Source organism: Modestobacter sp. KNN46-3 (assembly GCF_011039295.1).
This window is the reverse complement of the sequence record NZ_JAAKGN010000147.1, coordinates 1-12,261: the sequence shown is the minus strand read 5'-3', so window position 1 is coordinate 12,261 and position 12,261 is coordinate 1. Positions and strand designations below refer to the sequence as shown.

Here is a 12,261-nt window from a genome sequence, read left to right as displayed (position 1 = left end):
CGTGACCGAACAGCCCACCTGGGTGGGCCTCACCCCAGGGACGCACGCCGCCCCGGACGACGACGAGGTCCCGCTCATCGCCCCGGTCACCGGGTCCGAGCTCGCCGAGGACCGGATGCAGCTGGCGGTCGACTCCGCCGCCGTCCACTCCGCGCCCCGGGCGACCCGGCCGGACCACCTGAGCCCGGAGGAGGAGGCGGCGCTGCTCGAGCACTACCGCCGGCCGATGGCCACCCCCGGCCGGGGTGGCGACGGCACGACGACCGGCGACGGCACGATGACCCTCGCCGAGGAGCAGCTGGACGTCACGACCGTGGTCGAGCCCTGGACCCGGGCCGTGCTGCGCATCGAGGAGGTCAGCGAGGAGGTGCTCGTGCCGGTGACGATCACCCGGCAGCGCGCCCGGATCGAGCACCTGCCGCTGGCGCACGGCGACCGCGAGCCGGGCCAGGCGGCGACGGGCGAGCGGCAGCCCTCCCGGAGCACCGGCTGGGTCACCCTGTACGCCGAGGAGCCGCGGGTCTCCCTGGAGCGGGTGGCGGCCGAGCGGGTACGGCTGACCACGACGTGGGAGACCGAGCAGTCGTCGGTCACCGAGCAGCTGCGGCACGAAGAGGTCGATCTGACCACCGCCGACACGCCGCGCGCCTGAGCCGCCGCCCCGGCCGGTCAGCCGGCCGGGGCGCCGAGCCACCACTCCAGCCCGGCGGTCACCAGCTCCGGGGTGAGCACGTGGCCACCGGCGAACTCCTCGTAGGTCACGTCGTAGCCGTCGGCGAGCAGCTCCGCCGACACCCGCCGTCCGCACCGGTCCACCGGCAGCACCGGGTCGTCGGTGCCGTGGCTCAGCCAGAACCTGGCCCGGCCGTACCGGCCGGGCGAGGAGACGAAGCCCGGGGAGAACGCCAGCACGGCGGCGGCCAGGTCGCCGTTGGCCACGCCCAGCGACAGCGCGTACGAACCACCGTCGGAGAAGCCCGACATCGCCACCTGGCTGACCGGGCAGCCGGCGAAGACCTGTGCGAGCGCCGCGTCCAGGACGGCGACGTCCCGGCCCAGGCCGCCGTCGATCAGGTCCCACGTGGTGCCGGTCGAGGTCGGGGCGAGCACCAGCACGTCCCGGGCGGTGACCAGTTCGGCGACGGCGGCCAGCGACTGCTCCGCCGTCCCGCCGGCACCGTGGAAGAAGACCAGCAGGGGGCGCGGTCGCAGGTCGCCGGGCGGGACGGCGAGCAGCGCCTCGGCACCGGGCCCGAGGTCGAGCCGGGTGACCCCCGGACCGGGGGAGGCGCCGGTCGGCTGGTCGGGGCGGCTGTCGAGGCGGCCGTCCGCCGCGCGTGAGGAAGGGGACACCGCGCTCCCCTACCCCCGGACGGCGCACCTGCACGGCCGCGGGCAAGAGGGCGACCCGATCCGACGGGTCCTGCAGCCCTACACCGCCCCAGGGGCCGAAATCGCGATGTCGGCCCCTCTGTGATCACTGGTTGTGATGTGAGTCATACGCCGGGTGGCGGCGCTCGACGGCTGCCGGGCCGAGTCCGGCGCCGCTCTCTCGTCGGGCGTCGCGGGGGTGGTCAGCTGCACCCGGACGCCGGTCGCGGCGGCCACTCCTCCGACGACGCAGGAGCCGCGCGGTGACCCAGACCCTGGACCCGACCGACACCACGACCCCCGACGCCGACGACCCGGGCAGCCGAGTCGGGGCCTGGCTGGAGGAGTTCCAGTCGGCCCTGACCGCCCGGGACGTCGACCGGGTGGCCGAGCTGTTCGCCCCCACCTGCTTCTGGCGCGACCTGGTCGCCTTCAGCTGGAACATCACCACGGTCGAGGGGCGCGACGGCGTCCGGGACCTGCTCCAGGCGACGCTCGACCACACCGACCCGCAGGACTTCCGGGCCACCGAACCGGCCACCGGCGCCGACGGCGTCGACGAGGCGTGGATCGCCTTCGAGACGGCGGTCGGCCGCGGCCGCGGGCACCTGCGGCTGCAGGACGGCAGGGCCTGGACCCTGCTCACCACGCTGTACGAGCTGACCGGGCACGAGGAGCCGGTCCGGGACCGGCGGCCGATGGGCGCCGAGCACGGCGTGCACCGGGACCGGGAGACCTGGCGGGACCGCCGCGAGCGGGAGGCCCGTGAGCTCGGGTACGAGACCCAGCCCGTCGTGCTGGTCGTGGGCGGCGGGCAGGGCGGCATCGCCCTCGGGGCCCGGCTCCGCCAGCTCGACGTCCCGACGATCGTGATCGACAAGCACCCGCGCCCGGGTGACCAGTGGCGCAGCCGCTACAAGTCGCTGTGCCTGCACGACCCGGTCTGGTACGAGCACCTGCCCTACATCCCGTTCCCGGACAACTGGCCGGTCTTCGCCCCCAAGGACAAGATCGCCGACTGGCTGGAGTCCTACACCCGGGTGATGGAGCTGGACTACTGGGCGAACACCCGGGCGATCAGCGCCGCCTACGACGACAAGACCGCCGAGTGGACGGTCACCGTCGAGCGGGACGGCGTGCCGGTGGTGCTGCGCCCGGAGCAGCTGGTGCTGGCCACCGGGATGTCGGGGAAGCCCAACGTCCCGGTGCTGCCCGGACAGGACGTCTTCCGCGGCGACCAGCACCACTCCTCGGCCCACCCCGGGCCGGACGCCTACCGGGGCAAGCGCTGCGTCGTCATCGGCTCGAACAACTCGGCGTTCGACATCTGCGGGGCGCTCTGGGAGAACGGCGCCGACGTCACGATGGTCCAGCGCTCCTCGACCCACATCGTCCGGTCGGACTCGCTGATGGAGATCGGGCTGGGCGCGCTGTACTCCGAGGAGGCCGTGGCCGGTGGCATGACGACGGAGAAGGCGGACCTGACGTTCGCCTCGCTGCCCTACCGGATCATGCACGAGTTCCAGATCCCGCTGTACGACCAGATGCGGGAGCGGGACGCCGACTTCTACCAGCGGCTCGAGGCCGCCGGGTTCGACCACGACTGGGGCGAGGACGGCTCGGGCCTGTTCATGAAGTACCTGCGCCGCGGCTCGGGCTACTACATCGACGTGGGCGCGGCCGACCTGGTGGCGAACGGCGACGTCCGGCTGGTCAACGGGCAGGTCGACCACCTGACCGAGGACTCGGTCGTGCTGGCCGACGGCACCGAGCTCCCGGCCGACCTGGTCGTCTACGCCACCGGGTACGGGTCGATGAACGGCTGGGCCGCCGACCTGATCAGCCAGGAGGTCGCCGACCGGGTGGGCAAGGTGTGGGGACTGGGCTCGGACACCGCCAAGGACCCCGGGCCGTGGGAGGGCGAGCAGCGCAACATGTGGAAGCCCACCCAGCAGGAGGCGCTGTGGTTCCACGGCGGCAACCTGCACCAGTCCCGGCACTACTCGCTCTACCTGGCGCTGCAGCTCAAGGCCCGGCAGGTGGGCATCCCGACCCCGGTCTACCGCCTGCAGGAGACCCACCACACCAGCTGAGGGACCGAAATCGCGACTTCGGCCCCTCAGGTGCGGTCGGTGGGCTCCACGATGTGCACCCGGACGGCCCGGAACTGGGCCGGGGTCTCCAGCAGCACGGCCTTGGTCGGCTCGCCGACCTCCAGGGCGGGCAGGCGCGGGAGGTCGGCGAGGGGCCGGAGCCGCGGGTCGGTGAGCACCTCCGCGGCCAGGCCCTTGTCCCCGCCCGGGGCCAGGCCGGCGAGCGTGCCGACGTGCGGCAGCAGCACCCGGGCGGCGGTGTCCGCGGCATGGCTGACGACCGCGTCGGTCTGGTGCCCGCGCCGCCGGGCGAACCGCTGCTGCGACCACCCGCCGGCGGCGGTGCGGCCCTGCACCTGGCGGGCGTCGACCTTGGAGACGACGAGTTCCGCGCCGTCGAACACCCCGACCGCCCAGCGGCCGCGCCGGACCAGCAGGACGGCGGTGCGCCGCGGCACCTTGGCCGCGGCGCTGAAGGCGGTCAGCGGCGCGGGGCCCGGCGTCCAGCCGTAGGGGGCGGTCAGCGGCGCGGGGCCCGGCGTCCAGCCGTAGGGGGCGGTCAGCCGCACCGTGGTGGTGTCCTGGCAGGTCACCGTGAGCACGCCTGCCTCGTCGACCTGGACGCCGGTGAACGCGCCGTGCCGCTGGGCGACGCCGTCCAGCCAGCGGTCCAGCCGCTCCGGGGCGACCCCGAGCAGTCGTCCACCACCGGCGGCGGGGCGGGGGGAGGTCATCCGCGGAGCATCCCAGCCCGCCGCCCCGCCCCGGCCGGGTGTGCCGGCGTCAGTGGGCCAACGCCGGGGAGGCGGCGTGCTCGGCCGGTACGTGCAGGGTCCGCTGCCACAGGCCGACCACCATCGCCGCCAGCCCCGCCGCCACCGTGGCGACCAGGAAGCTGGCGTTGGCACCGACCGTGTCCACGATCTTCCCCGCGGCCGACGCCCCGATCGCCACCCCGAGGGCGAGGGCGGTGCCGATCCAGGTGAAGGCCTCGGTGACCGCGGAGCGGGGCACCAGCACCTCGGCCAGGGTGAAGGCGCTGATCAACGACGGCGAGACGGCGATGCCGGCGACCACCACGAGCGGCAGCATCAGCCAGTAGCTGGTGACCAGCACCAGCGGCACGGTCAGCACGGTGAGGACCACGAGGGCGGCGACCAGCCGGTGCCGCAGCCGCACCCTCCAGTGCACGACGCCCCAGCCGATGCCGGCGAACATCGAGCCGGCGGCCAGGCCGGCGATGAGGAGGCCGGACAGCGAGCGTTGACCGGCCTCGTCGGCGAAGGCGACCAGGCCGATCTCCAGGGCACCGAGGATGGCGCCGACCGCGGCCCCCACCACGAACAGCACCCGCAGCCCCCGCACCCGGATCGCCGACGCCCCGCGCCGGTGCCCGTGCGCGGCCGGGGGCGGCTCGGTGTGCCCCTGCGCGGCGAACAGCAGGCTGCCGACGGCGGCCAGCGTGAACGCGGTGACGACGCCGGAGGTGGTGTGCCCGGTGGTGGACAGGAAGGTGACCAGCACCGGCCCGATGATGAACACGAACTCGTCGACCACCGACTCCATCGCCAGGGCGGTCGGCAGCCGAGGGGTGCCGCGGAGCAGGTGGGTCCAGCGCACCCGGATCATCGAGGAGACCGGCGGGATGCTCGCCCCGGCGGCGGCGGCGGAGAGGAAGACCGTCCACAGCGGCCAGCCGCCGCGCACGGACCAGAGGAAGGCCACCCCCGAGACGATGAAGATCGCCAGCACGCCCAACAGCACCCGCCGCTGGGCGTGGGTGTCGGCCAGCCGGCCGATCACCGGCCCGGCGATCGCGGTGGCGATCGCGCCGACGGCGGCCACCGCACCGCCCAGGCCGTAGGAGCCCGTCTCGGACTGGACGAGCAGCACGCTGCCCAGGCCGATCATCGACAGCGGCAGCCGGCCGATGAACGCGGCCAGCACCATCGGCAGGGCGTGCGGGGTCCGCAGCACGTGCAGGTAGGGGTTGGGCACGAGCGGACTGGCCTCCGTCACGGGGATGGGCACGCCGCAGCCACGCTAACCCGACGGCGTTGCCCCCCGCGGCACGGGCACGGAGCGTCGCCGGACGAGATCCCCGGACGCGACGAGGTCCCGCCCCCCGACGACGCTGTCGGTGAGCGGGACCTCGTCCCGGGGGTCGGCCACCGCGACGGCCGACCCGGTCTCAGTGGTCGCGGAGCGACCATCGGCCCCGTCCAGGACACCCCCCGAGCGTGCGAGGGGTGGGGAGGACGGGGCGCTTCGTCAGGCCAGGCGGCTCTTGAGGATCTCCAGCTCGTCCCACATGGTGCTGGGCAGCTTCTCGCCGAACTTCTCGAACCACTCGGTGATCTGCGGGACCTCGGCCTGCCACTCCTGCTTGTCCACGCGCAGCGCCTGCTCGACCTGCTCGCGGGTCATGCCCAGCCCCGAGACGTCGAGGGAGTCCGGCGTCGGCACGTGCCCGACCGGGGTCTCCTCGGCGGCTGCGGTGCCCTCGAGGCGCTCGACGACCCACTTGAGCACGCGGCTGTTCTCCCCGAAGCCCGGCCACAGGAAGCCGCCCTCGTCGTCCCGGCGGAACCAGTTCACGTAGAAGATCCGCGGCAGCTTGTTGGCGTCGTGCTGCTTGCCGGTGTCGACCCAGTGCTGGACGTAGTCACCGGCGTTGTAGCCGATGAACGGCAGCATGGCGAAGGGGTCGCGGCGGACGACGCCGACGGCGCCGGTGGCCGCGGCCGTCGTCTCCGAGGAGAGCGTGGCGCCCATGAACACGCCGTGGTTCCAGTCCCGCGCCTCGCTGACCAGGGGGATGGTGGTCTTGCGGCGTCCCCCGAAGAGGATCGCCGAGATCGGCACGCCCTTCGGGTCCTCGTACTCCGGGGCCAGGATCGGGCACTGGGTGATCGGGGTGCAGAAGCGGCTGTTCGGGTGGCTGGAGGGCTCGTCGGAGTCCGGCGTCCAGTCCCGGCCCTTCCAGTCGGTCAGGTGGGCGGGGGCGTCGTCGGTCATCCCCTCCCACCAGATGTCGCCGTCGTCGGTCAGCGCGACGTTGGTGAACACCGAGTTGCCCTGGTCGATCGTGCGCATCGCGTTGGGGTTGGTGTCCCAGCCGGTGCCCGGGGCGACGCCGAAGAGGCCGTACTCGGGGTTGAGGGCGTAGAGCCGACCGTCCTCGCCGAAGCGCATCCAGGCGATGTCGTCGCCGAGGGTCTCGACCTTCCAGCCCGGGATGGTCGGCTCGAGCATCGCCAGGTTCGTCTTGCCGCAGGCCGAGGGGAAGGCGGCGGCGACGTAGTAGGTCTTCTGCTGCGGGCTGGTGAGCTTGAGGATCAGCATGTGCTCGGCGAGCCAGCCCTCGTCCCGGGCCATGACCGAGGCGATGCGCAGCGAGTAGCACTTCTTGCCCAGCAGGGCGTTGCCGCCGTAGCCGGAGCCGTAGGACCAGATGGCCCGCTCCTCGGGGAAGTGCACGATGTACTTGGTGTCGCTGCACGGCCACGGGACGTCGGCCTGCCCGGTCTCCAGCGGGGCGCCGAGGGAGTGCATCGCCGGCACGAACGGCCGGTCCTCCGCCATCGCCTCGAGCACCCGGCTGCCGATCCGGGCCATGACCCGCATCGAGACCACGACGTACTCGGAGTCGGTGAGCTCGACGCCGAACATGGGGTTCTCGGCCTCGACCGGGCCCATGCAGAACGGGATGACGTACATCGTCCGGCCGCGCATGCACCCCCGGTACAGCTCGGTCATGACGGCCTTCATCTCGGCCGGGTCCATCCAGTTGTTGGTCGGACCGGCGTCGGCCTCGTCGACCGAGCAGATGAAGGTGCGGTCCTCGACCCGGGCGACGTCACTGGGGTCGGAGGCGCAGTGGAAGGAGTTGGGCTTCTTCGCCAGCCGGGTGAAGGTGCCGGCGTCCACGAGCCGGGTCGTGAGCCGCTCCCACTCCTCGTCGGAGCCGTCGACCCACACCACCTGGTCGGGCTGGGCCAGCTCGGCCATCTCCTGCACCCAGGCGAGGAGTCGGGCGTGTGTGGTGGGGGCGTTCTCGAGACCTGGGGTGGCCACGGAAGTCACGGCGTCTCCTCCTTCGGGTGCCGCCGGCGTGGGTGTCGCACCGGCGCTGTGTCGACCCCCCGACCGCGACGCTGGGGCCGGGGGGATCGGGCCAGGCTACCGCTCGAAAGGCGTACGTCTAGAACGTCTACCGAGAGTGTGACGTACCTCCCTGCGGAATGCCTCCCGGTCTCCGCGCGGTTGACGGCGGTCGTGAGCACACCTCAGCTCCTGCAGCCCCTGACCCTGCGCGGGGTCACCCTCCCCAACCGCCTCGCGGTGGCGCCGATGTGCCAGTACTGCGTCTCCGACGGGGTGGTCGGCGACTACCACCTGGTGCACCTGGGCCGATTCGCCCTCGGCGGCTTCGGCCTGGTGATGGTGGAGGCGACCGGGGTGACGGCCGACGGCCGGATCAGCCCCGGGGACGTCGGCCTGTGGAACGACGAGCAGGTGCCCGGCCTCGCCCGGGTGGCCGCCTTCCTGCGCGAGCACGGCAGCGTCGCGGCCATCCAGTTGGCGCACGCCGGCGGCAAGGGCAGCACCCTGCGCCCGTGGGACGGCGACGGCCCGGTGACCGCGGAGAACGCCCGCCCCGGCGACGTCCCGTGGACGCCGGTCTCCCCGAGCGGCGTCCCGATGGGCGAGGGCTGGCCGGCCCCCCGTGCGCTCCAGCTCGAGGAGCTGCCCGGTGTGCGCGACGCGTTCCTCGCCGCCGCCCGCCGGGCGCTGACCGCCGGGTTCCAGGTCGCCGAGGTGCACACCGCGCACGGCTACCTGCTCAACGAGTTCCTCTCCCCGCTGACCAACACCCGCACCGACGCCTACGGCGGGTCGCTGGAGAACCGGATGCGGTTCCCGCTCGAGGTGGTCGAGGCCGTGCGCGCCGTCTGGCCGGCCGACCTGCCGCTGATGGTCCGGGTCTCCGCCGTCGACGCGACCCGCGAGGGGACGACGCTGGCCGACACGATCGCCTTCTGCCGGGAGCTCAAGGCCCTCGGGGTCGATGCGATCGACGTCTCCGGCGGGGGCATCGGCACCGGCTGGGAGCACCCGATCGGCTACGGCTACCAGGTGCCCTTCGCCGCCGCGATCAAGGAACAGGTCGGCATTCCGACCATGGCCGTGGGCCTGGTCGTCGACCCGCAGCAGGCCGACGCCGTCGTGGCCACCGGCCAGGCCGACCTGGTCGCCGTCGCCCGGGAGGCGCAGGACGACGCGAACTTCGCCCTGCACGCCGCCCGGGCGCTGACCAGCTCCTATGACGCCTACCCGGTGCAGGCCGGCCCACGGCTGGCCTCCCGCGACCGGCTGCTGGGCCGACTGGGCCCGTGGACCGGCCCAGACCCGGTCCGGGTCGAGCCCGCCCGGGCCGCCCAGGCCTGAGCCACCCGCCCGACCGTGGAGCCGCGGCGCGACCCGGCTCCACGGTCGGCCGACCGGCTCAGGTCTGGGAGGAACGCCCGTAGGCGGGCCCGGTGGCGGCGAGGAAGCCGTCCCAGTCCCCGGGCGCCGGGCGGTCGCCCACCTCGGCGTCGAACTTGTCCAGGTACCAGTGCCAGCCCAGCACGTAGTCGGTGATCTCGGTGCCCGGGGCGAAGAGCTGGGTGAAGAGCAGCACCGTCTCGCCGTCCTGGGCGGTCAGGTCCAGTTCGACCCGCCACCCCTCCTCGGTCTCCCAGTCGACCACCAGCCGACGCGGCGCCTCGCACTCCACGATCCGCATCGGCTCACCGACCGGCGCCTCCTCGTGCGTCATGGTGAAGGTGCCCGAGCCGCCGACCCGGCGCTCGCCCTCGTACGTGCCGATCCAGCGGACCATCCGGTCGGGCTCGGTGAGCGCCGCCCAGACGTCGTCGATCGGGTCCGGCCAGCTGCGGCGGAACTGCAGCCGCACCCCCTCCGGCAGTTCGGTGACCTGCCCCAGCCGCTCGTCCGGTGTCGTCATCGACCGTCCTCCTGCGTTCGGGCCCGCCGTCCGCGGGCGATCTCGGTGTCCAGCGCGTCCAGCCGCTGCGCCCACAGCCGCCGGTAGGGGGCCAGCCAGGCGTCGAGCTCCGACAGCGGCCGCGGGTCCAGCGCGTACACCCGGCGCTGCCCCTCGGCCCGGACCTGCACCAGCCCGGCCTCGCGGAGAACCCGCAGGTGCCGGCTGATCGCCGGGCGGCTGACCGGGAACTGCCCGGCCAGCTCACCTGCGCCCTGCTCACCGGCGGCCAGCAGGGCGACGATCTGCCGCCGGGTCGGATCGGCCAGGGCCGCGAGTGCCTCCACGGGCAGATGTGTAACAGGAGGCTTACTTAACTGTCCAGTTACGCACGTTCGGACGGCACGCGACCGGGGCACGGTCGGGCCATGACCGTCACCGATCCCGACGTCCCCGACCCCCTGAACGACCCGCGCACGCTGCAGGCCGACCCCGGTGCCCTCGGCGAGGGCGAGGACCTCGCCTCCACCGAGGACGACCAGGTCTCGAGCGGCGAGGACGAGCTCGCCTCGTCACGCACCGAGGCCGACGAGGCCGGCGGCGGTGACGTCACCGGCAGTTTCGCCGGCGCGGTGGGCGAGGCGCCGACCAACGACCAGACCTGAGGCCGACCAACGACCAGACCTGAGACGGAACGGTCCGACCGGTGTGTCACCCGCCCGTGGGCGGGGTAGCGCGACGACGTCAGATCCTGAGGCCCAGCAACGGCCCCATGCGCACTCCTGAGGAGGACCCATGGCCACCGGTGAGACCGGCTTCGCCGACGTCACGTTCGACCTGATCTCCGTCCAGTACCACTCCTTGAAGGCCGGGCACGACTACGGCCAGTACGTCCGGGATGCCGAGAACGCCGACCTGGACGACGTCGCCTCGTTCTTCCGCGAGGTGATGGAGCAGGACTCGCAGCGCGCCGAGCGCGCCCACGAACTGCTCCGCAAGCTGGCCGGCACCGAGCACGGCGGCCCAGCCACCACCTGACACACCCCGCCACCACCGAGATGGCCATCTCGGTGGTGGCGGGAGCCGGGAAATCCGGGTGCGACGGGACGGGCGCGGTACGTAACCTCTGCGGCCGTCCCGTCCCGACGCCCCTGGAGGTCTCCCGTGCACGCCCTGACCGAGGCGGCCATCCGCCGCTCGATGGTCAACTGCTCCCGGAGCGAGGCCGCCGCCCTCACGCCACCCCGCGACCTCGCCGAGCTGGACTGGGCGTCGCTGGACGTCCTCGGCTGGCGGGACGCGAAGGCCGAGCTGCGCGGCTACCTGGTGCACGAACGGGACGGCGACCCGATCGGCATCGCCCTGCGCGCCGCGGACACGAAGATGTCCAGCCGCCGCTCGGCGATGTGCCTGCTGTGCCACTCGGTGCAGTCGGCCGCCGACGTCTCGCTGTTCACCGCCCGGCGGGTCGGCGCGGCCGGGCGCAACGGCAACACCGTGGGCACCTACATCTGCGCCGACCTGGACTGTGCGAGCCGGGTGACCGCCGTCCCGCCGTCGGCGCTGCACCTGGACGAGGAGCTGCAGGCCCTCGCGGTCGAGGAGCAGGTCGTGGGGCTGCACAAGCGGCTGCAGGCCTTCACCGCCGACGTCACCCGCCGCTGACCGCCGCTGCACTCCCCGAGCCGAGGGACGACGATGGGCCGGTGATCAAGACCCCGCTGACCCGCTGGTTCGACCTCGACGTGCCGGTCTTCGGTGCCCCGATGGCCGGGGTGGCCGGCGGTGAGCTGGCCCGCGCCGTGTCCCTCGGCGGCGGGCTGGGCATGATCGGCGTCGGGTCCGACACCCCGGTGGAGTGGCTGGCCGAGCAGGCCCGACTGCCCACGGAGGCCGACGTTTCCTTCGGCGTCGGCCTGATGGCCTGGGCCCTGGAGCGACGCCCGGAGCTGCTGGCCGCGGCGATCGCCACCGAGCCGGCACTGGTCTCGGTCTCCTTCGGCGACCCGGCGCCCTTCGTCGGGCCGCTGCACGACGCCGGGATCGCGGTGGCCACCGCGGTGAACTCACTCGCCGACCTGGACCGCGCCCTGGAGGCCGGGGCCGACGTGATCGTGGCGCAGGGCACCGAGGCCGGCGGGCACACGGGGCAGCGGGCCACCCTGCCGCTGCTGCAGGAGGTGCTGGCCGCGACCGACCGGCCGGTGCTCGCCGCGGGCGGGGTGGCGACCGGCGCCGGTCTGGCCGCCGTCCTCGTCGCCGGTGCGGCCGGGGCCTGGATCGGCACCCCGTTCCTGTCCTGCACGGAGGCGGCCAACACCCCGGCCGCCCGGGCGCGCGTCCGGGCCGCCGGGGGCGACGCCACCGTGCTGACGAGCGCCTTCGACATCGCCCAGGGTCTGCCCTGGCCGGCGCGCTGGAGCGGGCGGGCACTGGCCAACGAGTTCACCCAGCTCTGGCACGGCCGGGAGGCAGAACTGCGTGGCGACACCGCGGCGGCCGACCTGGTCCGGCGGGCCCGGGACGAGGGCGACCTGGACCACGCCCCGGTCTACGCCGGGGAGTCGGTCGGGCTGGTGACCACCGAGGAGTCGGCGATCGACGTCGTCCACCGACTGGCGACCGGTGCCCGCAAGGCGCTGGAGCGCGCCCCTCGCCTGCTCGGCTGAGCGACGCGACCTAGTGCCGGGTCAGGCAACCTTCGCCCTCTTGATGGTCTCGGCTCGGCGGACGACTTTGCGGAGCTTGGGATCGGTGACGTGCCGGTTCCGCCAGGCGATGTAGCGGCGGATCATGCTGGCCTGC

General features: G+C 73.7%; 13 protein-coding genes. 7 read left to right on the top strand and 6 right to left on the bottom strand.

Annotated elements, in window-relative coordinates:
- On the top strand, positions 1–652 hold a 652-nt coding region (locus tag G5C62_RS21830; protein ID WP_206330778.1), incomplete at its 5' end, for a YsnF/AvaK domain-containing protein.
- A 17-nt stretch (positions 653–669) separates the two neighbouring features.
- Here G5C62_RS21830 and G5C62_RS21825 read toward each other — a convergent pair.
- Complete coding sequence (locus tag G5C62_RS21825) at positions 670–1,353, bottom strand: alpha/beta hydrolase (protein ID WP_164702657.1); 684 nt, start codon at positions 1,351–1,353, stop codon at positions 670–672.
- Positions 1,354–1,634: 281 nt separating this feature from the next.
- Here G5C62_RS21825 and G5C62_RS21820 point away from each other — a divergent pair, with 281 nt between their 5' ends.
- Positions 1,635–3,464 (top strand): NAD(P)/FAD-dependent oxidoreductase, encoded by a 1,830-nt coding sequence (locus tag G5C62_RS21820; RefSeq protein ID WP_164702656.1) that lies wholly within the window; start codon positions 1,635–1,637, stop codon positions 3,462–3,464.
- Between the two features lie 26 nt (positions 3,465–3,490).
- Here G5C62_RS21820 and G5C62_RS21815 read toward each other — a convergent pair whose 3' ends face one another.
- The 3 genes from G5C62_RS21815 to G5C62_RS21805 form a co-directional block, all read right to left on the bottom strand.
- Positions 3,491–4,198 carry an acVLRF1 family peptidyl-tRNA hydrolase gene (locus G5C62_RS21815; RefSeq protein WP_164702655.1) on the bottom strand — a complete coding sequence of 236 codons (708 nt, stop codon included), beginning with the start codon at positions 4,196–4,198 and terminating at the stop codon, positions 3,491–3,493.
- Between the two features lie 49 nt (positions 4,199–4,247).
- Entirely contained in the window at positions 4,248–5,495 is a 1,248-nt protein-coding gene (locus G5C62_RS21810; RefSeq protein WP_241176057.1) for an MFS transporter, read from the bottom strand.
- A gap of 240 nt (positions 5,496–5,735) precedes the next feature.
- Positions 5,736–7,550: a phosphoenolpyruvate carboxykinase (GTP) gene (locus G5C62_RS21805; RefSeq protein WP_164702654.1), complete on the bottom strand. Its 1,815-nt coding sequence runs from the start codon at positions 7,548–7,550 to the stop codon at positions 5,736–5,738.
- A gap of 192 nt (positions 7,551–7,742) precedes the next feature.
- On the opposite strand from G5C62_RS21805, the gene G5C62_RS21800 reads away from it, so the two are divergent.
- Entirely contained in the window at positions 7,743–8,915 is a 1,173-nt protein-coding gene (locus G5C62_RS21800; RefSeq protein ID WP_164702653.1) for an NADH:flavin oxidoreductase/NADH oxidase, read from the top strand.
- A 58-nt stretch (positions 8,916–8,973) separates the two neighbouring features.
- Here G5C62_RS21800 and G5C62_RS21795 read toward each other — a convergent pair whose 3' ends face one another.
- Positions 8,974–9,477 (bottom strand): SRPBCC family protein, encoded by a 504-nt coding sequence (locus G5C62_RS21795; protein WP_036335843.1) that lies wholly within the window; start codon positions 9,475–9,477, stop codon positions 8,974–8,976.
- Positions 9,474–9,803: a helix-turn-helix transcriptional regulator gene (locus G5C62_RS21790; RefSeq protein WP_036335844.1), complete on the bottom strand. Its 330-nt coding sequence runs from the start codon at positions 9,801–9,803 to the stop codon at positions 9,474–9,476. The genes G5C62_RS21795 and G5C62_RS21790 overlap by 4 nt, the downstream gene beginning before the upstream one ends.
- 81 nt (positions 9,804–9,884) lie before the next feature.
- Here G5C62_RS21790 and G5C62_RS21785 point away from each other — a divergent pair, with 81 nt between their 5' ends.
- The 4 genes from G5C62_RS21785 to G5C62_RS21770 all read left to right on the top strand — a co-directional run bounded on the left by G5C62_RS21785 (position 9,885) and on the right by G5C62_RS21770 (position 12,125).
- Entirely contained in the window at positions 9,885–10,121 is a 237-nt protein-coding gene (locus tag G5C62_RS21785) for a hypothetical protein (protein ID WP_164702652.1), read from the top strand.
- A gap of 130 nt (positions 10,122–10,251) precedes the next feature.
- Complete coding sequence (locus tag G5C62_RS21780) at positions 10,252–10,494, top strand: hypothetical protein (protein ID WP_036335846.1); 243 nt, start codon at positions 10,252–10,254, stop codon at positions 10,492–10,494.
- 126 nt (positions 10,495–10,620) lie between these two features.
- Complete coding sequence (locus G5C62_RS21775) at positions 10,621–11,121, top strand: FBP domain-containing protein (RefSeq protein ID WP_036335847.1); 501 nt, start codon at positions 10,621–10,623, stop codon at positions 11,119–11,121.
- 41 nt (positions 11,122–11,162) lie between these two features.
- Positions 11,163–12,125 carry a nitronate monooxygenase family protein gene (locus tag G5C62_RS21770; protein ID WP_164702651.1) on the top strand — a complete coding sequence of 321 codons (963 nt, stop codon included), beginning with the start codon at positions 11,163–11,165 and terminating at the stop codon, positions 12,123–12,125.
- Positions 12,126–12,261 lie beyond the last annotated feature (136 nt).

Bases quoted from the DNA above. Each gene is read 5' to 3' on its own strand.
- G5C62_RS21785 (WP_164702652.1), top strand. From the start codon at position 9,885: ATGACCGTCACCGATCCCGACGTCCCCGACCCCCTGAACGACCCGCGC.
- G5C62_RS21815 (WP_164702655.1), bottom strand. From the start codon at position 4,198: ATGACCTCCCCCCGCCCCGCCGCCGGTGGTGGACGACTGCTCGGGGTC.
- G5C62_RS21780 (WP_036335846.1), top strand. From the start codon at position 10,252: ATGGCCACCGGTGAGACCGGCTTCGCCGACGTCACGTTCGACCTGATC.
- G5C62_RS21795 (WP_036335843.1), bottom strand. From the start codon at position 9,477: ATGACGACACCGGACGAGCGGCTGGGGCAGGTCACCGAACTGCCGGAG.